23 protein-coding genes, 1 tRNA gene and 1 riboswitch are annotated in these 22,092 nt (G+C 39.8%); of the genes, 5 read left to right on the top strand and 19 right to left on the bottom strand.

Annotated elements, in window-relative coordinates; translation table 11 throughout:
- Positions 1–3: 3 nt before the first annotated feature.
- The 3 genes from QM424_RS00945 to adcAII form a co-directional block, all read right to left on the bottom strand.
- The gene (locus tag QM424_RS00945; protein ID WP_414392653.1) at positions 4–675 is read right to left on the bottom strand and encodes a CPBP family intramembrane glutamic endopeptidase; all 672 of its coding nucleotides are present in this window, start codon (positions 673–675) and stop codon (positions 4–6) included.
- 378 nt (positions 676–1,053) lie between these two features.
- Complete coding sequence (locus tag QM424_RS00940; RefSeq protein WP_414392652.1) at positions 1,054–4,182, bottom strand: pneumococcal-type histidine triad protein; 3,129 nt, start codon at positions 4,180–4,182, stop codon at positions 1,054–1,056.
- 7 nt (positions 4,183–4,189) lie between these two features.
- Positions 4,190–5,107, bottom strand: coding sequence for a zinc-binding lipoprotein AdcAII (gene adcAII, locus QM424_RS00935; protein ID WP_000744916.1), 918 nt, complete (start codon positions 5,105–5,107; stop codon positions 4,190–4,192).
- A 153-nt stretch (positions 5,108–5,260) separates the two neighbouring features.
- Between adcAII and QM424_RS00930 the strand changes: the two genes are divergently transcribed.
- Positions 5,261–5,476: a hypothetical protein gene (locus QM424_RS00930; RefSeq protein WP_414392651.1), complete on the top strand. Its 216-nt coding sequence runs from the start codon at positions 5,261–5,263 to the stop codon at positions 5,474–5,476.
- On the opposite strand, the gene QM424_RS00925 is transcribed toward QM424_RS00930, so the two are convergent.
- The 11 genes from QM424_RS00925 to QM424_RS00875 all read right to left on the bottom strand — a co-directional run bounded on the left by QM424_RS00925 (position 5,449) and on the right by QM424_RS00875 (position 14,924).
- Entirely contained in the window at positions 5,449–6,840 is a 1,392-nt protein-coding gene (locus QM424_RS00925) for an APC family permease (protein ID WP_414392650.1), read from the bottom strand. The genes QM424_RS00930 and QM424_RS00925 overlap by 28 nt on opposite strands.
- A gap of 109 nt (positions 6,841–6,949) precedes the next feature.
- Entirely contained in the window at positions 6,950–7,924 is a 975-nt protein-coding gene (locus tag QM424_RS00920; protein WP_414392649.1) for a DUF1002 domain-containing protein, read from the bottom strand.
- A 73-nt stretch (positions 7,925–7,997) separates the two neighbouring features.
- Positions 7,998–8,612 carry a cell wall hydrolase Pmp23 gene (gene pmp23, locus QM424_RS00915; protein WP_414392648.1) on the bottom strand — a complete coding sequence of 205 codons (615 nt, stop codon included), beginning with the start codon at positions 8,610–8,612 and terminating at the stop codon, positions 7,998–8,000.
- Complete coding sequence (locus QM424_RS00910; RefSeq protein WP_414392647.1) at positions 8,612–9,586, bottom strand: nucleoid-associated protein; 975 nt, start codon at positions 9,584–9,586, stop codon at positions 8,612–8,614. Before QM424_RS00910 ends, pmp23 begins: the two co-directional genes overlap by 1 nt.
- A gap of 7 nt (positions 9,587–9,593) precedes the next feature.
- The gene (gene glyA / locus QM424_RS00905; protein ID WP_414392646.1) at positions 9,594–10,850 is read right to left on the bottom strand and encodes a serine hydroxymethyltransferase; all 1,257 of its coding nucleotides are present in this window, start codon (positions 10,848–10,850) and stop codon (positions 9,594–9,596) included.
- A gap of 61 nt (positions 10,851–10,911) precedes the next feature.
- Entirely contained in the window at positions 10,912–11,343 is a 432-nt protein-coding gene (locus QM424_RS00900) for a GNAT family N-acetyltransferase (RefSeq protein ID WP_414392645.1), read from the bottom strand.
- Position 11,344: 1 nt separating this feature from the next.
- The gene (locus tag QM424_RS00895; RefSeq protein ID WP_000969305.1) at positions 11,345–11,947 is read right to left on the bottom strand and encodes an L-threonylcarbamoyladenylate synthase; all 603 of its coding nucleotides are present in this window, start codon (positions 11,945–11,947) and stop codon (positions 11,345–11,347) included.
- Positions 11,931–12,767, bottom strand: coding sequence for a peptide chain release factor N(5)-glutamine methyltransferase (prmC, locus tag QM424_RS00890; RefSeq protein WP_414392644.1), 837 nt, complete (start codon positions 12,765–12,767; stop codon positions 11,931–11,933). Before prmC ends, QM424_RS00895 begins: the two co-directional genes overlap by 17 nt.
- On the bottom strand, positions 12,767–13,846 hold the full coding sequence (gene prfA, locus QM424_RS00885) for a peptide chain release factor 1 (RefSeq protein ID WP_001028815.1): 1,080 nt from the start codon (positions 13,844–13,846) through the stop codon (positions 12,767–12,769). The genes prmC and prfA overlap by 1 nt, the downstream gene beginning before the upstream one ends.
- 9 nt (positions 13,847–13,855) lie before the next feature.
- Positions 13,856–14,335, bottom strand: coding sequence for a GNAT family N-acetyltransferase (locus QM424_RS00880; protein WP_414392643.1), 480 nt, complete (start codon positions 14,333–14,335; stop codon positions 13,856–13,858).
- Entirely contained in the window at positions 14,325–14,924 is a 600-nt protein-coding gene (locus QM424_RS00875; RefSeq protein WP_414392642.1) for a thymidine kinase, read from the bottom strand. Before QM424_RS00875 ends, QM424_RS00880 begins: the two co-directional genes overlap by 11 nt.
- Positions 14,925–15,046: 122 nt before the next feature.
- On the opposite strand from QM424_RS00875, the gene QM424_RS00870 reads away from it, so the two are divergent.
- Together QM424_RS00870 and mnmE are read left to right on the top strand one after the other, a co-directional pair.
- Positions 15,047–15,229 (top strand): 4-oxalocrotonate tautomerase, encoded by a 183-nt coding sequence (locus QM424_RS00870; protein WP_001117401.1) that lies wholly within the window; start codon positions 15,047–15,049, stop codon positions 15,227–15,229.
- Positions 15,230–15,364: 135 nt separating this feature from the next.
- A complete protein-coding gene (gene mnmE / locus QM424_RS00865; RefSeq protein WP_414392641.1) occupies positions 15,365–16,738 on the top strand; it encodes a tRNA uridine-5-carboxymethylaminomethyl(34) synthesis GTPase MnmE in 1,374 nt (457 codons plus the stop codon).
- 45 nt (positions 16,739–16,783) lie between these two features.
- Here the strand turns inward: mnmE and dapA are convergent, their stop codons facing one another.
- The 4 genes from dapA to QM424_RS00845 form a co-directional block, all read right to left on the bottom strand.
- Positions 16,784–17,719, bottom strand: coding sequence for a 4-hydroxy-tetrahydrodipicolinate synthase (gene dapA / locus QM424_RS00860; protein WP_414392640.1), 936 nt, complete (start codon positions 17,717–17,719; stop codon positions 16,784–16,786).
- Positions 17,720–17,774: 55 nt separating this feature from the next.
- On the bottom strand, positions 17,775–18,851 hold the full coding sequence (locus tag QM424_RS00855) for an aspartate-semialdehyde dehydrogenase (protein WP_414392639.1): 1,077 nt from the start codon (positions 18,849–18,851) through the stop codon (positions 17,775–17,777).
- Between the two features lie 354 nt (positions 18,852–19,205).
- Positions 19,206–19,278, bottom strand: a tRNA-Thr gene (locus QM424_RS00850).
- Between the two features lie 99 nt (positions 19,279–19,377).
- Positions 19,378–19,887, bottom strand: coding sequence for a QueT transporter family protein (locus QM424_RS00845; protein WP_000737071.1), 510 nt, complete (start codon positions 19,885–19,887; stop codon positions 19,378–19,380).
- Positions 19,885–19,982: riboswitch (PreQ1 riboswitch) on the bottom strand. It overlaps the preceding gene by 3 nt.
- Before the next feature lie 28 nt (positions 19,983–20,010).
- On the opposite strand from QM424_RS00845, the gene QM424_RS00840 reads away from it, so the two are divergent.
- Entirely contained in the window at positions 20,011–20,442 is a 432-nt protein-coding gene (locus QM424_RS00840) for a GtrA family protein (RefSeq protein ID WP_414392638.1), read from the top strand.
- Between the two features lie 81 nt (positions 20,443–20,523).
- Positions 20,524–20,904, top strand: coding sequence for a large conductance mechanosensitive channel protein MscL (gene mscL, locus QM424_RS00835; protein WP_414392637.1), 381 nt, complete (start codon positions 20,524–20,526; stop codon positions 20,902–20,904).
- A 40-nt stretch (positions 20,905–20,944) separates the two neighbouring features.
- On the opposite strand, the gene hemH is transcribed toward mscL, so the two are convergent.
- Entirely contained in the window at positions 20,945–22,039 is a 1,095-nt protein-coding gene (gene hemH / locus QM424_RS00830) for a ferrochelatase (RefSeq protein ID WP_414392636.1), read from the bottom strand.
- Positions 22,040–22,092 lie beyond the last annotated feature (53 nt).

The raw sequence follows: 22,092 nt of genomic DNA, 5'->3' as shown, positions 1-22,092 counted from the left end.
AAGCTAACTTCCTGAAAATAGGAGTAACCATAAGTTCCAGAAAGCAGTGATATTGATGAGGATATGAACCACTATTGGATAGTAGAGAGTTTTTGTCATACGATACAATATAGCCAAAATAAGCCCTCCACTAGCATAAATGAAAAAAGCAAGAAGTGTTAAAGAGAAATTGATATGAATATAACCGAAAATAATAGCAGAAAGCAAGACATCTCCGTACCAAGGCGAATTTTTGAAAAAGGTTGTCATAAGCACACCGCGATAAATCAATTCCTCAGTAATAGGGCCGATGAAGCAAGCTATGAGCAAGAAATAGGGTAATTCCTGTCTCCCTATCATTTCTATCGTTTCATTCAAAGAAATTTGATTTGAAGACGAGGGTATGAAATAAGACAAGAGGAAGTCAGACATATACAAAGTGATGTAACCCAGTAAAAGGTAGATAAAATACCTCAGCTGCCACTTGAAATGAAAAGTCTTCTTTCCTGTAAAAACTAGTAGATAGATGACTGCTGACAAAAGAACACCACTTTCCAGCAAAAGCAGAATCTGAAAAAACTCACGATTTGCTGGTAGATAAGGCTTTGCGAGATGATTGAAAAGCCTCCAAAACCAAGTTGATTTGTAAAAAATTAAGGATAATGCTAGTAAAATCTGAATAATTCGTTTTTTCATATTAAATCCTCTGTTTTCCTTGGCTAGATTATTGAATAGAATGGTTTACTTAACTGTATAACAAGTTTAGTATAGAATATCTTTTCAAAATATCCTCTTCAAATCGTGAATTGTTATCAAAACATCCTAGACTGTAAAATCAATTACCCCCTCCCCTTTTACCATCATCTTCTCTAACAAAGGAAGACCTATGATTAAGTTACTAACCTTGGATGTAGATTGATTTCTCCTAAATGAAGCCAGAGCCCCAAAAAATCAGGTGGTTTATTTAGCCTGAACCTTACGGAGCAAGATAAATAAAAGCCAGTATTGCTACTGACTCTTACATCATTTTAATTTAACAAGATAAAATTATGCTTCTGGTTTCGTCGTAACTGACTAACTTCCTTTTAGCAAAGCAAGTAATTTTTCTGCTTCTGCCATGATGCCATTATTATTCATGGTTTGGAGACTCAGATTATTTCGTAAACCAGCTAGGCTCTCTGTCACATTGTTTTTCAAGCTAGCATCCGTTACTGCATCAAGTAGATCTTCTACTTCTTTAAGCTTGGCTTCTACTTTTTCAGTCTCTACTTGAGGGACTTCAGCTTCGTCTGTTGTATCGTTAGCTAATCCCTCTGTCTCGTCTTCATCAGTGCTTGGTTTATAAAGATTATCTACTGAAGGGTTTAAACCTGCGTGATTCTCTTTTTCATCAGATTCAGGGCGAATTGGCTCACTTACTTCATCATGTTCCTTATCTTCATCAGGTTTACTGTCTTGGTCTGCCTTATTTTTACGAACATGGTCGCTGGCATTTCCCCAACCATTATCTGAGTGAGGGCGTTCATTTGGATGTTCAACATAATATTTTACAGTCGCAAAAAGATCCTCAAGGCTATAACCTTTAGGTGCCTCATATAGTCCTTCGTCAAACCAAGAAAATTTAATGTTATGGTAATGGTCGTAATGAGGTATAATCAAGCTACCGTTTTTAACTTCAACAGTATGTTGGAGATTGTAAGGCATGTGATCAAGTGGAACTTTCTTAGCTGCCTTCACTTTATTATAGATTGCTTCTACTCCTTTAACCTCAGTATTTCCTGAACCCTGATTATCTGTTGAAGGAGGCGTCAAACCTTTCTCTTTAGCATAAGCCTGAGCTGCTGCTCTTTCAGCTTCAGACAAACTTTCTTTCTTGATCCAATGACTATGAGTCATATGCGGAGTTACATAGGCATCGCCTTCATCGCTCGTTATATCACGAGGATCAAAGATATAGCCATCTTCTGTTGTATACTTACCTGCTAATTTCGCTAATTTAATTTCATCGTCCGTATAAGCAATTTGAGCATTTGGTTTGCCAAGTCGCTCTGGATGGGTAATTGGTGCTAGGAAGGTAAGAATATCATCAACTAACTTGACTTTATCACTTGAGACATCATTAAGACGTTCCAAAAGTGTATCCAAAGTTTCAAATTCAGCTTGGCGACCTTTATTAGAAATCAAATCTTTATGAACTCTTGCTAGTAAATCATAAACCTTGTTGTAAAATTCTTGCTCACTAGAAGGGATGATACTTTTCTTAGCTCCTAACACATGAGACAAACTTTCTTGTTTAGCAAGTTTATTATCAATGGCTACAACAGTTTCTGCTGAAAGCTCCTTAGTAGAGATATAGCGCGAGTTTCCATTCTCCTCAAAGACATAACCATCAGCTACTTTTCGAACCGCCTGTTTCACCAATTTTCCATCAATTGGATTGCTTGGAGCTGGTTGAGGATTTGGGGTAGGTTGCGGACTTGGTACTGGGGTAAGCTCTGGAGCAGGGATTAGATTTGGTCTTGATGGTAACAAATGACTTGAACTATAATGAAGTGGAATCATTCTTGCAATCTTCTGCTCTAGATCAGACATTTGTGAATAAGGAATAAAGTGATAATGGTCTCCGTGTGGCACTGCTACACCGTTTGCTGTACGTTTGATGATCTGTGCCGGATCAAAGACTAATCCATCAGATTCTACATGTCGTTCTGATAAAGGTTTGGCATACAATTCACTTAAAAGTGTTGGGATATCTTCCCCTTGATTTTGATGATATGTTGGGGTGACAGTCAGGTTTGGACTCTCTGTCAAACTTGGTTGGGCTGGTTTAGCATTATCACTACTTGGTTTACTTGAGCTTGTAGAAGAATGAGAACCCTGTTTACCATTCCAATAAGCTTGGGCGGCAGCTAATTCTCCTGCTGACAAATCACTCTTAGGTATATAGTGGAAATGATTTCCGTGCGGTACAACAAAAGCGTCACCTGTATCTTCAATCACATCTGTCGGACTAAAGACATACCCATCATCCGTTGTATAGGCGCCTCCAGTTGCTCTATTCGGTGCCGGCTTATTGAGATTAAAGTTTGGTTTAATCGGTGAACTTGGTGTTGAACTTGGTTTCTCTGTACTGCTTGTTTTCGGATTGTCAGAATGACTTTGAACTGGCTGACCTCCAATTGGTAGATTTCGAGCCAATTTTTCTTCCAAAGCAGACATTTGCGAATAAGGAATGAAATGGAAATGATCCCCGTGAGGCACTGCCACACCATTTGCTGTACGTTTTGTAATCTGTGCTGGGTCAAATACTAAGCCATCAGACTCCACATGACGTTGGCTAAGTGGCAAGGCGTACAATTCTTGAAGGAGACTAGCTAAATCCTCACTTTGACTTTCAGGAGCTGTTGCAGAATCTTGAGGTGTCTCAGATGGACTCGTTCTCACACTAGATCTTGTTTCAGCTCTGCTGGAACGATATGCAACCGTACTTAATTGACCACCTTTTCCAGATAAGAAGGCTTGGGCAGCAGCTAATTCACTCGCAGACAAGTCACTCTTAGGAATATAGTGGAAGTGATTGCCATGAGGAACGATATAAGCATCACCCGTATCCTCAATGATATCAGAGGCATTGAAGATATAACCATCATCCGTTGTATAGCGACCCTGCGCTCTGGCTGCAACTACCGCCTGATCGTTAGAACCGCCTCCATGATTATGACTATGTTCCTGCTTCTGACGTTTAATCTCTTCTTTTGTCCGAATATTGTCCGCATGAGCCGCATCTTTAAGGTAAACATAGTATTTCCCGTCTACCTTAATCACATAGCCACCCTTGATTTCATTAACAATATCTGCATCCTTCAACTGATAATTCGGATCTTTCATCAGCAGTTCTTCACTGATGATGGCATCATAAGGAACCTTGCCATTATAGTAATGATAATGGTCTCCATGAGAGGTCACATAACCTTGATCCGTAATCTTGATAACAATTTGTTCGGCGTTGATTCCCTCTCTCTTATTGACTTCATCTGGTGTCAAGTTCTCTGCTTTTTGACCAGCCTGATCACCGTCTATATAAGCAACTCGATTAGAATCTTTCTTAACTTGACCAGCTTGGTAACGACCAAGTTCATAGGAACAAACACTTAGGGCAAGAACTGCCACTGAACCTGCTACATATTTTTTATTGATTTTCATTCTTTCCTCACTTTAATTCTTCTGCTAGAACACTCATATTTTCTTCCAGGTTTTCTAAATAAGTCTTGTCATTTTGTGGGTCTGCCTCTAAAGGATTCAGAGTTTTAAGACCCACACCTGTTGATTTGACAAGAGTTTCAGCTACTTTTGAAGAAGCATTACTTTCTGTAAAAATTGTTTTAACCTTATATGTTTTAACAAATTCCTGAATTTCTGTAAGTTGTCGTGGACTTGGTTCTTGTTCAGGAGAGATACCTGCAATACCAAGTTGATTAAGTCCAAATCTCTTCGCTAGATAAGAAAAGGCTGTATGTTGTGTTACAAATGTTTTCTGAGTCGCTTTTTCAAATTTAGGCTGGAATTTCTTAGTCAATTCTTGAGCTTTTTTGATAAAGGCTTGCGCATTTTTCTGGTAAGTTTCTTTATGCTCACTATCCACCTCTGAAAGTTTATCAGCGATAATCTGAGCTTCTTCGCCAGCTTTTTCAGGATCTAGCCAAGTATGAGGATCATAGAGCGTTTTTTCATCAACTCCATCCCCTGCTTCCACATCTTCCAGCCCTGGGACGCGGTCTAAAGTCATTCCCTCTGAAGCCTCTAAAACCTTCACTTTAGATTTTTTTAGATTGGGATCTAAACTTCCTGCCCAAGATTCTAGCGTATGAGAATGGTAAACAAAGACATCTGCATCATAGATGGCCGCGATGTCATTTGCCGAAGGTTCAAAGGAATGAATCCCACTACTTGACTGAATCATTCGAACATCATTCAAGTCACCAGATACTTCCTTGACCATAGCATAGATAGGATAAAAACTGGTCACAATTTTCATCCCTTTCCCTGTCTGACTTTCCTTTTGACCACAAGCCCCTAAACACAAAAGAAAGACACTTAACAATACTAAAAATAAACTTTGTTTTTTCATGGATAACCCCTTAACTATTTAATTAACTGGTAAACATTCTACTCCTAAAAATTTAATCTGTCAAGCTATTTTAAGAAAAAAATTGAAATTTCTTTCACATATAAAAATCTGCTGAGTTTCAACAACTCAACAGATTCTCACTTTATATACTCAATGAAAATTAAAGAGCAAATTAGGAAGCTAGCCGCAGGCTGCTCAAAACACTGTTTTGAGGTTGTAGATAAGACTGACGAAGTCAGCTCAAAACATGTTTTTGAGGTTGTAGATGAAACTGACGAAGTCAGTAACCATACATACGGCAAGGCGAAGCTGACGTGGTTTGAAGAGATTTTCGAAAAGTATTATTCTTCTATGGTAGAATGCTTATAACCATAAGTGAAGTAAATAATACTTCCTACTAACAACGCAACTAGGAAAGCAATCCAAGTTTCCACATTATACTGCAACATGAAGGACAAACAAATGATGATTGATAAAATTGGTAATAATGGTACCAGTGGTGTTTTAAATTCTCCAGCTTTGGGCATCCCCTTTTCTCTCCGTAAGCGAATCAAACCATAAGCCAACATGATCAGGTAAGACAAGGTACAAATATTTAAGAAGGCTGCGATACTAGCAAGAGGGAACATTCCTGCTGCTACTGCTGAAGCTAGACCTGTCAAGATAGTAGCATTCTTTGGTACCTTGCTAGTCTTCGTCAGTTCTTTAAAGGCAGCAGGCATCAATCCGTCACGCGCTAAACTGTAAATCATACGTGATAGGGCATAAGTCATCGAGATACAAACCGTAATCAAGGTCAAGATAGCAACTAATGACACATAGTTGGCTGCCCAACTGATCCCAACGCTACGAAGGGCAAAGGCAACGGCATCGTCGACATTTAGATGGCTATAATGGACCACACCAGTTAAGACAAGCGTCACCAAGGCATAAAGAATGGTTACGATAGAAAGCGATAAGACAATCCCTCTAGGAATATTTTTTTGAGGAGTCTTGACCTCATCTACGGCCATAGAGATGGATTCAAATCCCAAAAAGCCGAAGAACATCAAGGACGCACCAGCCATAATACCAGTACTAGCACCATAGATTTGTCCAAAACCATAAGGAGCAAAATTACTCCAGTTGTCAAGTTTAATATGCCAAATTCCTACTAAAACAAAGAGAGCTAAAGCGGAAAATTTCAAAATAACTAGAATAGAATTAAAGCGTAAGGCTGCCTTGGCATTTAGTAAAACAAGCGAAGTCACCAAGACCAAGACAAGAATAGGAAATAAATCAACAAACGTACCTGCTTGAGGATTAAAGGTGCCATTTAAAGCCTGAGGAAGGGCTATCCCATATTGAGAAAGCAAGCCTTTAAAATAAGCTGCCCAACCCGAAGCCACACCAGATATGGCTGTCATGAACTCCATCATGGTTAACCAACCAGCCAACCAGGCTGGGAATTCTCCTAAAATAGCATAGAGATAACTGTAGGCACCACCTGTAGCAGGTACTCGTGAAGCAAATTCTGCAAAAAAGAGGGCTGATAATCCTACACACAAGGCAGAAATGACAATTGAAATCACTAGGGCTGGACCCGCTAGAGTTGCGGCTGCAGTACCTGTTATTGTAAAGACACCTGTCCCTACCATGGCTCCGATACCCAGCAAAATCAAATCCCATAACTTCAAATGCCTGTGCATCTCCGTTTTATCTAAACTAACATTTTTTGTTCTAAATATATTCATCTTTGACTCCAAAATAAAATGATGATTCTATTTTACCATAAATATAGGAGATTTGTGAATATTTATAAAATATTTTTCTGAAAAAATCTGACTACCTTTTTGTAACGGCTTAAGAACCAAAACTCTTGAAGAAGTTGACAATGGCTTGCCAGAGGGCACTTAAGAAATTACCCCCGTCCTCTAGCGCCTTATCCGCATCAAAGTTAAGGTTAATATTTTTAAAACTGTCACCAGCTTGTGATACGATGCTTTGTTTCAGGTCCTTTAGGGTTTTAGTGAAATCTGCATTGCTGAGGATATCACTTTTTGAGAGATTTAAAGCAAAATTGATGATGATATTGATCTGGTTTCCTGTTATCGCCTGATCAAGTTTGTAATTTTTTAAGGTATCTTCAACGATTTTACGGACATCTTCCTCCGTCAGATTTCCCTTGCTTTCTTTAGCTTTGGCAAGTCCTGACTTGATATCGGCTAGGGCAACGTTTAATTTATTAGCATCATAGCCTGTTTTGTCCTTGTTTTCAGCATTGATATCGGACAAAGCCTTCAGCTCTTCTTGAGCCAAATCTTTGTTGGCTTGTGGCACCTTGGCTCCATTAGCTTCCAGCGAATAGTAAATCCCGGCTAAGGCACTCTCACCTGTAACTGGAATAGGTGCTGCTACAGTGATTTTGGCGTGTTCCACACCCAAAGTTACGGCTGCATTTCGGTACATATCCTGAGTTACCTTGGTGATATTTTCAGGTGTTTCAATCTTGACCTCAAGTGGTGATTTGTCCCCTAGCTTTTGAATCTTGGCTGATGAATACAATTGTAAGCTAGAGTCATTGGCCACATTCATAATCTTAGAATAGACATCAGGTGTCATGGTCTTGAGTTCTTTGGTGTCTGTTGAGGCATTGTAGCCTAATTTCTTAAGAGTTTGATTTTTTTGGTCTTCAGACAATGATGAACCTAGGACATATTCAGGTTGGACATAGGTTTCATCGATGACTTTTTGAACATTTGTTGCTGCATGGGCGCTATTCATAGCTGTTACTGCCCACAAGACCGCAGCACTGGTCAGAAAGAGTTTCTTTCTCATAGGGAATTTCCTCCTTTACCTTTCTAGAGTAATATATCTATCTTAAAGAAAACTTATAACAAAAACACCTGGGCTAGCCAGATGTTGAAAAGAGAGTGAAACATTTGATGATGTATAGGTTGAGTTGCACCTGTCTAGAATAATAATAGTTTCCTCCATTTACATAGAGTTCGCCTCCATGAAAAATGGAAATGGGATGAATATAACTATAAGTCTTTCCAGTGGTATTGCCAAGCAAGGGAGAAACAGTATCACGAGAGTACTGTTTGGCCAGAGCCAAGGTATTTTCCTTGCCATTTTGGGCGATAAAATCGATATAGGCAGGTCCAAAATTATAGGCTTGAACAGCCGTCCAGACATCTACCCCCTTCTTCTGGGCCAGATAGAGATTGTCTGTCAGAGTTTGAACGCCTTGCCGAATGCTAGAGGCGTTATCATTGATGGTATTGGTTGAACCACTTGCAGACTCACTAGATTGCATAACATCGCCTTCTTTTCCTTTTGTTTCGGTATAAATCATAGCGAGCACAAGCTCTTCGTTTGCTGGGGTGTCTTTTTCACTCAAGATTTCTCGCACCATGGGTTGATAGGTCATGACTTGTTTGACATCTTGGTGAACGCGGTAAGCTTTATAGCCAGCAAAAAGGAAGACTGCTAGTACAAGCACTCTTCGAATTCGTTTAAACATTATTTACTTTGGATATCCTCGATATTTTTGATTAAGATAGAGTAGGTTCCATTATCATTTTGGATAAACTCAACAGACTCGGCGTCTTGATAGACATTATTGGGAACGATGAGCTCAATTCCATTTGACAAGGAGAGTTTTTGGTTTTCAAATTTCTTTAATTGGCGACTGGCATCAATTTCATCAAATTGAACAGATTCTGGGACAGCTTCTTTAACTTGGTCAATAAAGCTCAAACGAGCTGTCAGATTGTTGTCAAAAAGATCATTGGCCAATTTCTCAGGCGATAATTCATTGCTTTCTTCTAAGTTGTTGAAAATAGCTGATTTTACCTTAGATTGAAATTGAAAATCATCTGTATTAAAAGATTCGGCAATTCTCTGGGCTGTCTTTTCCAGTTCCTTGATGGATTTCTTGGGTGAAATCTTAGGGGCGACGGCAAGAAGATTTTCTGAAAAATAGTTCAAAAAAGCCCCGTTGTACTTGATTCGTTTTTCAATCAGATGGTACTTACGACTCTGAAGGTTGACCACCAAGGCTTCGTCAGCACCCGTTCCAAATCCAGGCAGGTTATTCTGAGTCAGCTTGATTGGATTATCAACTTCTCCTCCGAGGTGAGTCAAGGTCTCACGCAGGGCAATTCGCAAGAAAGCGAAATGTTCTACACCTTCTTTAGAAAATTGCACAAAAATCAAGTCATTGGTCTTAAGATTTTCTGAAATACTGAACTCTTCTTTCCAGAGATTAGCCAGTGTTACTGATGTCTCCAACAAATCGTCTGTGATATGATTGAAGAAGGGATTTTCTTCTTCGAAAATCCCAGTCTTGGCTTCATCTGAATACACACGTTCAATTTTTTTACGCAGATATTCTTCGATTTTTGGAGTAATATTGAGAAACTTATCCGCTAGGAACAGCTCGGTATCATCCGAACTGAACTGGTGAATAATGGCTTTCTTAATATAAATGTCCATAAAAGTTTTAGTCCTCGTATAATGGGAAGGCATCTGTCAATTCTTTGACTGCACTTCTCACTTCTTCTAAGACAGCTTCATTTTCTGCATTCTTGAGGGTTTTAATGATGAGTTCAGCCACTTTGCGACTTTCTTCTTCACCAAATCCACGTGCAGTAATGGCTGCAGATCCGATACGAATCCCACTTGTCTTGAATGGTGACAAGGTTTCGTAAGGAATTGAGTTTTTATTTAGGGTAATATTGACTTCATCCAGCAAGTTTTGAGCAACTTTTCCGTTTTCTACAACCTTAGTCACATCCACTAAGAAGAGATGGTTTTCAGTCCCGCCAGAAATAATACGGAAATCAGGGTCTTGCAAGAAGACATCTGCCATAGCCTTGCTGTTCTTGATGACATTGGCAGCATATTCCTTGAAAGCTGGATCTAAGACTTCTTTGAAAGAAACAGCTTTAGCTGCCACAACATGCTCCAAAGGACCGCCCTGAATACCAGGGAAAATAGCTGAATTGATTTTCTTAGCAAGTTCTTCGTCATTAGTCAAAATCAAACCACCACGAGGTCCACGAAGGGTTTTGTGAGTCGTTGTTGTCGTGATGTGAGCGTATGGCACTGGGCTAGGATGTAGACCAGCAGCAACCAAACCAGCGATATGAGCCATATCTACCATGAGCTTAGCGCCAACAGCATCAGCAATTTCACGGAATTTTGAAAAGTCGATAATTTGAGAATAGGCTGAAGCACCTGCTACGATCAATTTTGGTTTTACTTCTTGGGCTTGTTTCAAGATAGCATCAAAATCCAAGAGTTCTGTTTCAGGGTCAACACTGTAAGACACAAAGTTGTAGGTTTGACCTGAGAAGCTAACTGGAGCTCCGTGGGTCAAGTGTCCACCTGCTGCCAAATCCATTCCCATAACCGTATCACCTGGTTCAATCAAGGCCATGTAAGCCGCACAGTTGGCTTGACTTCCTGAGTGTGGTTGGACATTGGCAAATTTTGCACCGAAAATTTCTTTTGCGCGTTCAATGGCTAGAGATTCTACCACGTCTACTACATATGTTCCACCATAATAACGGCGTCCTGGGTAGCCTTCGGCGTATTTATTCGTCAAGATAGACCCTTGAGCTGCCATAACAGCCTTGGAAACTACGTTTTCCGAAGCAATCAACTCAATGTTGTTTTGTTGTCGTTCTTCTTCTTTGGCAATAGCATTCCAGAGATCAGCATCATATGCTTTAAAATCATCTTTGTCAAAAATCATAGGTCTTCTCCTTTATTGTGTGACTAGTCCATTAGTTTAATTTTCTTATTAGAAAATCAAACTAAAAGATGCGAATAAACCGTTTCTGCATTTTATCACAAGTATAACCAACTTTTTCATAAAATGCATGAGCACCCAGACGATGATCGGCAGAGTTTAAGCGGATAAACCCATAACCACGTCTTTTTGCTTCTTCTTCCAACCCTTGTAATAAGCTTTTACCAATACCTTGACCTTGCACTTGAGGTGAAACTGCTAAAGCTAAAATATTAAATCCTGCTTTAGAATAAAGTGATTCATAGACCTCAGCGTGGACATATCCAAGCAAGGCATGACTAGCTTCATCCTCATAAGCAAGTAAGAAATGATGTGAATTCTGAGACAGTCTAGCTAGTTGACTAGACGTGTCCTCTATACTAAAAGAATAGCCCAAAGCCTCTTGGTTAATTTCACAAATGGCTTTCACATCAGTTTCTCTTAAATCTCTTAGCATCTCATTCCTCCTCAAAAGAAATCTCTGGCAACCGAGCAAGAATATCTTCTCGCTTAATGGCCCCTTGGCGTAAGATTTTCACCTTGTCTCCAGACAAGTCCAAAATAGTCGAATCTTGTCCAGTTAGAAAAGCATCGTCTTCCAAACCCAGAACATCTTGGTCAAAATCCTTCAGAATTTGTTCAAAGGTCACGCCACTTGCCTGACCTGAGATATTGGCAGACGGTCCAATCAAGGGCCCCGTCTCTCGAATCAAATCAAGGGTAATGGGATGACTGGGCATCCGAAATCCAACAGTCGCAAGGCCAGAATTGACCCAATAGGGAACTCGGTCATTGGCTTCAAGGATAATGGTCAAGGGACCTGGTAAAAAGGTCTCTACAAGTTTTTGAAGATAAGCTGGCTGATTCTTTGAAAAGTGCAAGATAGCCTCTAGAGAGGCAATATTGAGATTGAGTGCCTTGTCTCTGGGACGACGTTTAATCTGGTATACATGATTAACTGCTTTTTCGTCTAGAGCCTTGGCAAAAAGACCGTAAACCGTCTCTGTAGGCAGAACGACAGCTCCACCATTTTCCAACTCTTGTCTAATCCTGTCCATCATCAATCACGACCATCCTATCTTGACCAAATTGGTCCTTGAGTGTTCGAACTCGCTGTTCAGGAAGATGTTTCCTAAAAAGTTCAGGAACACTTTGACCTTGCTTGTATCCAATTTCAAGGTAAATCTTACCACCATCTTTGAGATAGTCTTTTGCATCTTCCGCAATTCTACGGTAAATAGCTAGGCCATCCTCGTCTGCAAAGAGAGCTAGATGAGGCTCCGAATGCAAGACATTCAAGCCGACCTCTGACTCATCTTCACGAGAGATATAGGGTGGATTGGAAACAATTATATCATATTTTTCAGAAATTTCTGTAAAACAGTCAGATTTTTTTAAAAATATTTGAAGATTTTGATTTTTAGCATTTTCGCTAGCTACATCTAAAGCATCTTGAGAAATATCTGCTGCTGTCACTGACCAGTCTGGTCTATTTTTTGCTAGAGCGAGAGCAATAGCTCCACTACCTGTTCCAATATCCAGAACTGAAAGATTCGTCTCAGGATTTTCAGCCAGGATAAGCTCCACCAACTCCTCTGTTTCTGGACGGGGAATCAAAACCCGTTCATCAACTTTTAACTGCATTCCATAAAAATCTGCCTGTCCAATGATGTACTGTGCCGGTTTATGAGCTGCTAACTGTTGGAAAATTCCTTTTACAAATACTTCTTCCTCTTCCGTCACTTCCTGCTGGAGGGCAAAAACAAAGTCCGTAAAAGATAGATTTTTCAGGCTACGATAGACAAAAGAGAGGCTTTCAGCTTCCTCTCCTTGTCTTATCAACTCTTCTTCAAAATCTGAAAATAATTGAGCTAATTTCATTATTTGTTTAATTCTTCTAATTTTTGTGTTTGGTCATAGAGCACCAAGGCATCCACAACTTCATCCAACTTTCCAGATAAGATAGTATCTAGTTTTTGGAGGGTCAAGCCGATACGGTGGTCTGTAACACGGTTTTGTGGGAAATTATAAGTACGAATTCGTTCTGAACGGTCACCAGTACCGATTGTTGACTTACGCTCGGCATCTTGTTCATCTTGTGCAATTTGTGCAAAGTGGTCAGCAACACGCGCACGAATGATTTTCATGGCTTTCTCACGGTTTTTCTGCTGAGTACGTTCTTCCTGCATCTCAACCTTGATATTGGTTGGCAAGTGAACGATACGAACGGCAGTCGCAACCTTATTGACGTTCTGTCCACCAGCACCTGATGCATGATAGATGTCGACACGAAGGTCTTTTGGATCAATGTCGTATTCAACCTCTTCAACTTCAGGCATAACAAGAACTGTCGCTGTCGAAGTATGAACACGGCCTTGGCTTTCTGTCACAGGAACACGTTGCACACGATGGGCACCTGATTCGTACTTGAGTTTAGAGTATACAGACTGGCCAGAAACCATAGCAACCACTTCTTTAAAACCGCCGACACCGTTCATAGAAGCTTCCATAACTTCAAAGCGCCATCCTTGAGCTTCAGCATACTTTTGGTACATGGTTAGGAGATCACCTGCGAAAAGTGCTGCTTCATCTCCACCAGCTGCTCCACGGATTTCTAGGATGATATTCTTGTCATCGTTCGGATCCTTTGGAAGGAGCAAGATTTTCAGTTTTTCTTCGTATTCTTCTTTTTCAGCCTTGGCATCTTTGAGCTCTTGCTTGGCCATTTCTTCCAAGTCCGCATCTCCACCTGATTCCTTAATCATTTCTTCAGCGTCAACGATATTTTGAAGGACTTGTTTGTACTCACGGTAGGCTGTCACCGTATCACGAGTAGAAGCCTCTTCTTTCGAAAGCTCCATGAAACGCTTGGTGTCTGAGACCACATCCGGGTCACTGAGCAACTCTCCTAATTCTTCATAACGGTCTTCTACAGCTTGTAGTTGATCATAGATGTTCATTTTTTCTCCTTATTTCTCAATTGTTAAATCATAGATTGCTACTAATTCGTTCTCGGATATTTCCCCAGTTTCTTTAAATCCATAACTGAGGTAACAAGATCTTGCATGTTCATTTTCTAGTTCATAAGACAACCAAAGTTTATTGCTTAAACCTGCTGGCGCTGTCCGAACATAGTCTAGCACTTTATCCATAATTAGTTTAAAATATCCTTGATTTTGAAAATTCTTATCAATCATAAAACGAAATAGTAAATAATTTCCACTACTAATTCCGATCTTTTTATCATAAGCTATCATCACAAAACCTATAATTGCATCATTATCATAAACTGCCAATGGAGCTACAAAATCTCCATTTTTAGTATAGACGTATGCTTCAGCTAAACTGATTGCGTTGGTTGCAATGAATTGTTTTTGATATTCCTTGACATCCAAATTCAAAACATCAAAATAATTTTCCATTGTAACATCTCTTAGTTCAATTGTCATAGTTTTGCTCCTTGTTAGAGGTTATCATTGGCGCAAAATAATGTTTACGACAAACTGAGATATAGGTTTCATTGCCACCAATCTGAATCTGCTCACCATCATAGACTGGCAGTCCATCCTGTGTACGCAAAACCATAGTTGCCTTTTTTTTACAATACTGACAGATGGTCTTGATTTCGTCAATCTTGTCTGCTAAAAGTAATAGATATTTGGAACCTTCGAACAGTTCATTTCGAAAATCATTTTTCAAACCAAAAGCCATGACGGGTATATCTAACTCGTCTACAACACGAGCTAGGTCATAAACATGATGACGTTTGAGAAACTGGGCTTCATCGACCAAAACACAGTATGGTTTCTCAGGTAAATCTCGGATAAATCCAAAGATATCCGTCGTCTCCTCAATCGCAAGAGCAGGGCGTTTCATACCGATTCGACTCGACACATAGCCAACACCGTCACGCGTATCTAGAGCTGAGGTCATAATCACAACACCTTTTCCTTGCTCCTCATAGTTATAGGCCACCTTGAGAATCTCAATCGTCTTACCAGAGTTCATGGTCCCATAACGATAATACAACTGTGCCATGTTTCTTGCTTCACGTCCATTTCTAAATTTTTGCTACATTCTAGTATATCATAATTTTCTTAAGCTTTAAACGGCAAAATGTGGTAAAATAGAAGAAATCAAAACTAGTGGAGGAAGCTATTATGCCATTTGTACGCATTGATTTATTTGAAGGACGCACGCTCGAGCAAAAGAAAGCTCTTGCTAAGGAAGTAACGGAAGCTGTTGTTCGCAACACTGGAGCCCCTCAATCTGCTGTCCATGTCATCATCAACGACATGCCAGAAGGAACTTATTTCCCACAAGGGGAAATGCGCACCAAATAAGCTAGCTTAAGCAGAAATGCTTAGGCTTTTTCAAACTCCAAGTAGCATCCATTGAAGAAATAGCCTAAATTTGTTACAATTTGAAAAGAGACTTGGAATATTCCAAGAAAAGAGCTATTAATTAAAGGAAATATTATGATTACACGTGAATTTGATACCATCGCTGCTATCTCTACTCCACTAGGTGAAGGGGCCATTGGTATTGTCCGCTTGAGCGGAACAGATAGTTTTGCGATTGCGCAAAAGATTTTCAAAGGAAAAGACTTGAATCAGGTTGCTAGCCATACCCTTAACTACGGTCACATCGTTGACCCTCAGACAGGAAAAGTCATGGACGAGGTTATGGTTGGAGCTATGAAGTCTCCAAAGACCTTCACTCGTGAGGATATTATCGAGATTAACACCCACGGTGGGATTGCGGTGACCAATGAAATTCTCCAACTAGCTATCCGTGAAGGAGCTCGATTGGCTGAACCTGGTGAATTTACCAAACGTGCCTTTCTAAACGGTCGTGTTGACTTGACTCAGGCTGAAGCCGTTATGGACATCATCCGCGCCAAGACAGACAAGGCCATGAACATTGCGGTCAAACAATTAGATGGTTCCCTTTCTGATCTTATCAATAATACCCGTCAAGAAATCCTCAATACACTTGCCCAAGTTGAGGTCAATATTGATTATCCTGAGTATGACGATGTTGAAGAAGCCACTACTGCTGTTGTCCGTGAGAAGACTAGGGAGTTTGAGCAATTGCTAACCAATCTCCTTAGGACAGCCCGTCGTGGTAAAATCCTTCGTGAAGGAATTTCAACAGCTATCATCGGACGCCCCAACGTTGGGAAATCTAGCCTCCTCAACAACCTCTTGCGTGAGGACAAGGCTATCGTTACAGATATTGCTGGTACCACACGTGATGTCATCGAAGAATACGTCAACATCAACGGTGTCCCTCTCAAATTGATTGATACAGCCGGTATCCGTGAAACGGATGACATCGTGGAACAAATAGGTGTTGAGCGTTCGAAAAAAGCCCTCAAGGAAGCTGACTTGGTTCTACTGGTGCTAAATGCTAGTGAACCACTAACCGCCCAAGACCGCCAACTCCTAGAAATCAGTCAGGAGACTAATCGCATTATTCTTCTTAATAAAACCGACCTGCCTGAAACGATTGAAACTTCTGAACTTCCAGAAGATGTCATCCGTATTTCCGTCCTTAAAAACCAAAACATCGATAAGATTGAAGAGCGCATTAACAACCTCTTCTTTGAAAATGCTGGTTTGGTTGAGCACGATGCTACCTACTTGTCAAATGCCCGTCATATTTCCTTGATTGAGAAGGCTGTTGAAAGTTTGCAAGCTGTTAATGAAGGGCTGGAACTAGGTATGCCAGTTGACTTGCTTCAAGTTGATTTGACTCGTACTTGGGAAATACTCGGAGAAATCACTGGAGATGCGGCTCCTGATGAACTCATTACCCAACTCTTTAGCCAATTCTGTTTAGGAAAATAATAAAATCCATGATCCTTCATTCGGTCATGGATTTTATTGTCTTCATTAGTAATCTGGTCTTAAAACACCTGTTACAGTTGCCTTAGTCGCTTCGTAGTCGCCATCTACGACAACTTTGATAATGCGTTTGGCATCTTCTTCTGGTGCTGGAACAAGAGGTAGACGAGTTGGTCCAGCTTCAAATCCCATATAGTTGAGAACTGCCTTAACAGGAGCAGGACTTGGATAAGAGAAGAGGGCATTGACTTTAGGAATGAATTTACGCTGAATAGCTGCAGCTTTCTTCATATCATTTTCTGCAATGGCAGTGAACATCTCGTGCATCTCATCTCCATTTGTATGGGAGGCAACAGAAATAACCCCGTCCGCACCAAGGTTCATGGCATGGAAAGCATCCCCATCCTCACCAGTATAGACCAAGAACTCCTCTGGCTTGTGCTCAATCAAGTAAGCCATATTTGCCAAGCTAGTACATTCTTTGACACCAATGATATTTGGATGGTCAGCCAAACGAAGCATGGTTTCTGGAGTTAATTCGACAACCACACGACCTGGAATGTTATAGATGATAATAGGTAAGTCAGAAGCATCTGCAATCGCCTTAAAGTGCTGATACATTCCTTCTTGAGAAGGTTTGTTGTAGTAAGGTACGATTGCAAGCCCAGCAGCAAAGCCGCCAAATTCTGCTACTTCTTTGACAAACTCGATCGAGTCACGCGTATCATTGGTACCTACACCCGCAATCAAAGGAACACGTCCATTGACAATCTTTTGTACAGCCGCAAACAATTCCAACTCTTCATCGTGAGTCAAGGTTGGACTCTCAGCAGTCGTTCCAGCTAGGAGAATGCCATCTGTGTGATGGGCCAATAAATGCTCAATCAAGGCTGGAATGGCATCAAAGTTGATAGAACCATCCTCGTGGAAAGGAGTAATGAAGGCTGTGATGATTTTACACTCTTTTAAATCTTGATAAGACATGAAAACACCTCTCTATTTCAAAGAAGGAGTTCATCTGAACTCCTAAACGATATGACTATTTTAATTCAAATTTCAATTCAGCTGTTGGACGAACCAATCCACGTTCGTGAAGAGTTTCTGCAATCTGAACTGAATTCCAAGCAGCACCTTTGAGAAGGTTATCTGAAACAACCCACATATGGATTCCTTTTTCAGCATCCAAGTCTTTACGGATACGACCAACAAAGGTATCACGTGAACCTACTGCATTGATGGCTTGCGGATAGATTTGATGAGCGACATCATCTTCAAGGACAGCACCTGGGAAAGCTGCGATAGCTGCTTTTACTTCTTCGATTGGAGCCACTTCTTTTGTTTCGATGTAAACAGACTCAGAGTGAGCTGACAAGACTGGAATACGCACACATGTTGCAGATACTGCAATGCTGTCATCTTCCATAATTTTCTTAGTCTCCTTAGTCATCTTCATCTCTTCGTAAGTGTAATCATTGTCAGTGAAGACATCGATTTGTGGAAGAGCATTAAAAGCGATAGGATAATGTTTCTTGTCACCACCTGAAGGCAAGATTTCCGCATGCAAATCACGTGGGTTTACACCATCATTCAAGACTTCACGAAGTTCACGTTGTGTCTCAAGAATTGCTCCCATACCAGCACCTGAAACTGCTTGGTAAGTTGAAACAATGATACGATCCAAGCCCCATCTTTGACGGACAGGTTCAAGCGCCACCATCATTTGGATTGTTGAACAGTTAGGGCAGGCAATGATTCCGTTGTGGGCATCAAGTGCATGAGCATTGACCTCTGGAACAACCAAAGGAACATCTGGATTTTGACGGAAGTAAGATGTATTATCTACTACTACCGCTCCAGCTTTAACTGCGTATGGTGCATACTTAGCTGATGTAGAACCACCTGCTGAAAAGAGAGCAATATCAACTCCTTCAAAAGCTGTTTCAGTCGTTTCTTCAATCGTAATATCTTGATCTTTAAATTTCAAAGTCTTGCCTGCTGAACGTGCAGAAGCAAGTAAACGAATTTTATCGATTGGAAGTGTTGATTCTTCCAACATTTTTATCATCTGAGCTCCGACAGCACCTGTCGCGCCGACTACAGCAACTGTATATCCCATAAATAACCTCTTTCGGAATTTTCTAAAAATTTCTATAATAGATGTATTATACTACTTTTTCCATGAATTGCAAAGCTTTTTCATCATTTTTTGGAAAATAAAAATCCCCAGTCGCTAGACCAGGGACTAAGAGGCATCTTCATGTGATGAGCAGGTTCACACAACTCATCAAGGTCCGCTCCTGCGTTATGACCTCCTTATGCTCAATAGTAGTCCGAAGACTACCTATCGACTCATCGCATCTTCTATTCTACTAAAGAGAATCACTTTTGTCAACAGACGAAACTCTTTAACTTCATTTATACAGATCGATAAGAAAAACCTTGGTCTCCCAAGGTCATTTTGTTTCTATCATGCTAATTGCCGGGATTGAACCGGCGACCTCATCCTTACCATGGATGCGCTCTGCCAACTGAGCTAAATCAGCTTACTTAAAAAGTATACTACAGTTAGAAAATCTTGTCAAGTTTCCTTAGAAATTTTCCATAAGAAAAAGCCAGGTAAGAGTCACCCAGCTTGTCTTCTTCTATTTGCTTAAATCGATTCGACGACCAATTTTACCGATAATAATCGCTCCAATAATCAATGAGGCAAATTCACCGATTCCTGTTGTGAACCAAGTAAGGAAGAATGGTAATTCTGCTACAATATTTAACTCTGCAGCGATAGTAAACATGGAAATTGAAAAGAGGATTGAAAAGAAGAAATGATCTTTTCGAATTAATCCATTAAAAAGGTAATCTTTGCTGTATTTTGCAAAAAGCCAAACACCTAGACTAAGGAATACCAAGGTTGATCCGCCACCAACAAAGACATCTAGTAGTCCGAAGCTAAAGAAATTAGCAATCATACAACCGATGGTAACTCCGATGATGTACTTAGGATTGTAAAAAGCCATAAAGTTCATCATTTCTGAAATACGGAACTGATAAGCACCATAGCTAATGGCATTTAGGGGCGGTGTGACAGTCAAAACGACATAGATAGCAGCAACGATTGCAATGTCTGCAACATCACGAATAGTTAATTTTTTCATCTTTTCTCCTTTGGCGGGTTGTCCGCGTAAAATATGCTTGGTGAAAGAAGCTAAGCACCAAGGGTTGCTTTATTCAACCTTACTAGTATAGCACAATAGCCTGCTTTATGCTATACTTAAAACATGAAAATTCCTATTCAAAAAATTTTTAACAATGAAATCTTAGCCTATCTCTTTTTTGGCCTTGCAACAACTCTAGTTTCGATTCTCTCACGACTAGTCATTTATCAACTAAGTCATCAGGAACTCCTTGCTACTGCCCTAGCAAATATTATCGGTATCTTATTTGCCTTTATCACAAATGATACGATTGTATTTAAGCAAGCAAGGAAGAAGCGACTTATCCGTTTAGTGAAATTTTTTCTTGCCCGCCTTTCTACTTTTCTGTTAGACTTGCTCTTTACTTTTCTGTTTGTGACTCAATTCCCTCATATCATAGGGCAATTCGTAAATGAAAATCTTGATAAAGTAAATGCAATCGAAACGATAATTGCACAATTATTGATAATTATTCTTAATTACATTTTAAGCAAGGTCTATGTTTTTAACAAATAGAACTTCTGAGCATCTATCTTGCAAGCTTTTCTTAATTAATATATAATAAATAGTAAAAATTTTTGAAAGGATATTATGAAAATGTTAAAAGATCTTAAAGCATTTTTGCTTCGTGGTAATGTTGTTGACCTTGCTGTCGGTGTGATCATTGCCTCTGCTTTTGGTGCTATCGTAACTTCATTCGTTAACGATATCATCACTCCACTCCTATTAAACCCAGCCTTGGAAGCAGCGAAAGTACAAAATATCGCTGAGCTTGCATGGAATGGTGTTACATATGGTAAATTCTTAAGTGCTGTTATCAACTTCCTTGTTGTAGGTACTGTTCTCTTCTTTGCGATTAAAGCAATGGAAAAAGCTCAAAGCCTTACTAAAAAAGAAGAATCTGTTGAAGAAGTTCCAGCTGGTCCAACTGAATTGGAAGTACTTCAAGAAATCAAAGCTCTTCTTGAGAAAAAATAATCGTTTAAAAGGATCTAGCGCAAAGCTAAATCCTTTTTCTTTACTCTTTCGGCAACTTGCCTGCTTTTTCTAGCATCTTCTTGATAAGATAAGGCATCTTGACATTCTCCCGACCTTTTTTCTCAATCAGTTTTTTCACAAATTCAGGCATTTGTAAATCTTGAGATTCAGCCAAAATGTTTTTTGTCTCATCTGAAGGAACTAACTCATCAAAGGTTTCTTCTTCTGGGAGAAATTCCTTAAACTCTTGATGTTCATTGGCTCTGACGGTATTAACCAAGGCATCAATCAAACGAGAATCCGTATTTGGCATTGGTGGACGATGGTAGTTCACACCGAATTCCTGACACAAGTCATAACATTCCACATCATTGTCAAACAAGACTTCAATGTGCTCACTGATAAAGCTGATTGGTACAAAAATATAATGGTCTGGATGTTCTGTCTGTTCTCTGAGATACTCCAAAACATCTGGCTTAATCCATGGAATCCCGATATCACTTTCACTTTGCCAAGTATTGGTATATTGCTCGGAACTCAAACCTAATTTTTCAGCAACTAACTTGCTATTTTCAAAGATTTGATCAATATAGGGGTCACCAAAATCTAAGGCAAAAATGGGAACACTATGGGCTGAAAAGATGACTTTAAAGCTATCCTGCTTTACTTCATCTTTTAAAATCTTAGCAATTTCATCTGCCCAATAGTTTAAGAGCGCTTCTTCCTGATACCAGTCCTTAATGACCAAAAATTGAATTTGCTTGCTTTCTAAAAATTTCTCATAACCCATGACAGAGTAAAAAGAATAATGGGGCTCCAAAATCAGGCAAATACACTGTTCAATGCCGTCTGCTTCCATTTGACCAATCACATCTGGGATAAAAGGTCTAGAAAACTTATTAGCAAAATAAACACTATACTCATTCCCCAGTTTAGCTTCTACTAAGGCAACCTCTTCACGGGTAATTCTTTGCAGAGGCGTACCTCCAATAAGTACATAATTATCATAGAGTGTTTGAATCTCGTGGTCTTGAGGTCTCACTCCACGACGAATATTTGTGAAAAAATCAGCTACACCTTCAAATGTAATCTCTTCTGGCGAACCGAATGTCATCATTAAAATTGCTTTTTTCATAACTGCTTCCTTGTGATATTTTGATCAAGTTTATTTTATCATTTATCCATTAA

The sequence above is a fragment of the Streptococcus mitis genome (assembly GCF_047464945.1).
In the GTDB taxonomy this organism is placed as follows: domain Bacteria; phylum Bacillota; class Bacilli; order Lactobacillales; family Streptococcaceae; genus Streptococcus; species Streptococcus mitis_EA.
Note: the sequence above shows the minus strand (reverse complement) of the source record. Positions and strands in the feature narration are given on the sequence as shown.

Excerpts from the sequence above, each read along its gene's own strand:
- QM424_RS00945 (WP_414392653.1), bottom strand. The coding sequence starts at position 675 with ATGAAAAAACGAATTATTCAGATTTTACTAGCATTATCCTTAATTTTT.
- QM424_RS00940 (WP_414392652.1), bottom strand. The coding sequence starts at position 4,182 with ATGAAAATCAATAAAAAATATGTAGCAGGTTCAGTGGCAGTTCTTGCC.
- adcAII (WP_000744916.1), bottom strand. The coding sequence starts at position 5,107 with ATGAAAAAACAAAGTTTATTTTTAGTATTGTTAAGTGTCTTTCTTTTG.
- QM424_RS00930 (WP_414392651.1), top strand. The coding sequence starts at position 5,261 with ATGAAAATTAAAGAGCAAATTAGGAAGCTAGCCGCAGGCTGCTCAAAA.
- QM424_RS00925 (WP_414392650.1), bottom strand. The coding sequence starts at position 6,840 with ATGAATATATTTAGAACAAAAAATGTTAGTTTAGATAAAACGGAGATG.
- QM424_RS00920 (WP_414392649.1), bottom strand. The coding sequence starts at position 7,924 with ATGAGAAAGAAACTCTTTCTGACCAGTGCTGCGGTCTTGTGGGCAGTA.
- pmp23 (WP_414392648.1), bottom strand. The coding sequence starts at position 8,612 with ATGTTTAAACGAATTCGAAGAGTGCTTGTACTAGCAGTCTTCCTTTTT.
- QM424_RS00910 (WP_414392647.1), bottom strand. The coding sequence starts at position 9,586 with ATGGACATTTATATTAAGAAAGCCATTATTCACCAGTTCAGTTCGGAT.
- glyA (WP_414392646.1), bottom strand. The coding sequence starts at position 10,850 with ATGATTTTTGACAAAGATGATTTTAAAGCATATGATGCTGATCTCTGG.
- QM424_RS00900 (WP_414392645.1), bottom strand. The coding sequence starts at position 11,343 with ATGCTAAGAGATTTAAGAGAAACTGATGTGAAAGCCATTTGTGAAATT.
- QM424_RS00895 (WP_000969305.1), bottom strand. The coding sequence starts at position 11,947 with ATGATGGACAGGATTAGACAAGAGTTGGAAAATGGTGGAGCTGTCGTT.
- prmC (WP_414392644.1), bottom strand. The coding sequence starts at position 12,767 with ATGAAATTAGCTCAATTATTTTCAGATTTTGAAGAAGAGTTGATAAGA.
- prfA (WP_001028815.1), bottom strand. The coding sequence starts at position 13,846 with ATGAACATCTATGATCAACTACAAGCTGTAGAAGACCGTTATGAAGAA.
- QM424_RS00880 (WP_414392643.1), bottom strand. The coding sequence starts at position 14,335 with ATGACAATTGAACTAAGAGATGTTACAATGGAAAATTATTTTGATGTT.
- QM424_RS00875 (WP_414392642.1), bottom strand. The coding sequence starts at position 14,924 with ATGGCACAGTTGTATTATCGTTATGGGACCATGAACTCTGGTAAGACG.
- QM424_RS00870 (WP_001117401.1), top strand. The coding sequence starts at position 15,047 with ATGCCATTTGTACGCATTGATTTATTTGAAGGACGCACGCTCGAGCAA.
- mnmE (WP_414392641.1), top strand. The coding sequence starts at position 15,365 with ATGATTACACGTGAATTTGATACCATCGCTGCTATCTCTACTCCACTA.
- dapA (WP_414392640.1), bottom strand. The coding sequence starts at position 17,719 with ATGTCTTATCAAGATTTAAAAGAGTGTAAAATCATCACAGCCTTCATT.
- QM424_RS00855 (WP_414392639.1), bottom strand. The coding sequence starts at position 18,851 with ATGGGATATACAGTTGCTGTAGTCGGCGCGACAGGTGCTGTCGGAGCT.
- QM424_RS00845 (WP_000737071.1), bottom strand. The coding sequence starts at position 19,887 with ATGAAAAAATTAACTATTCGTGATGTTGCAGACATTGCAATCGTTGCT.
- QM424_RS00840 (WP_414392638.1), top strand. The coding sequence starts at position 20,011 with ATGAAAATTCCTATTCAAAAAATTTTTAACAATGAAATCTTAGCCTAT.
- mscL (WP_414392637.1), top strand. The coding sequence starts at position 20,524 with ATGTTAAAAGATCTTAAAGCATTTTTGCTTCGTGGTAATGTTGTTGAC.
- hemH (WP_414392636.1), bottom strand. The coding sequence starts at position 22,039 with ATGAAAAAAGCAATTTTAATGATGACATTCGGTTCGCCAGAAGAGATT.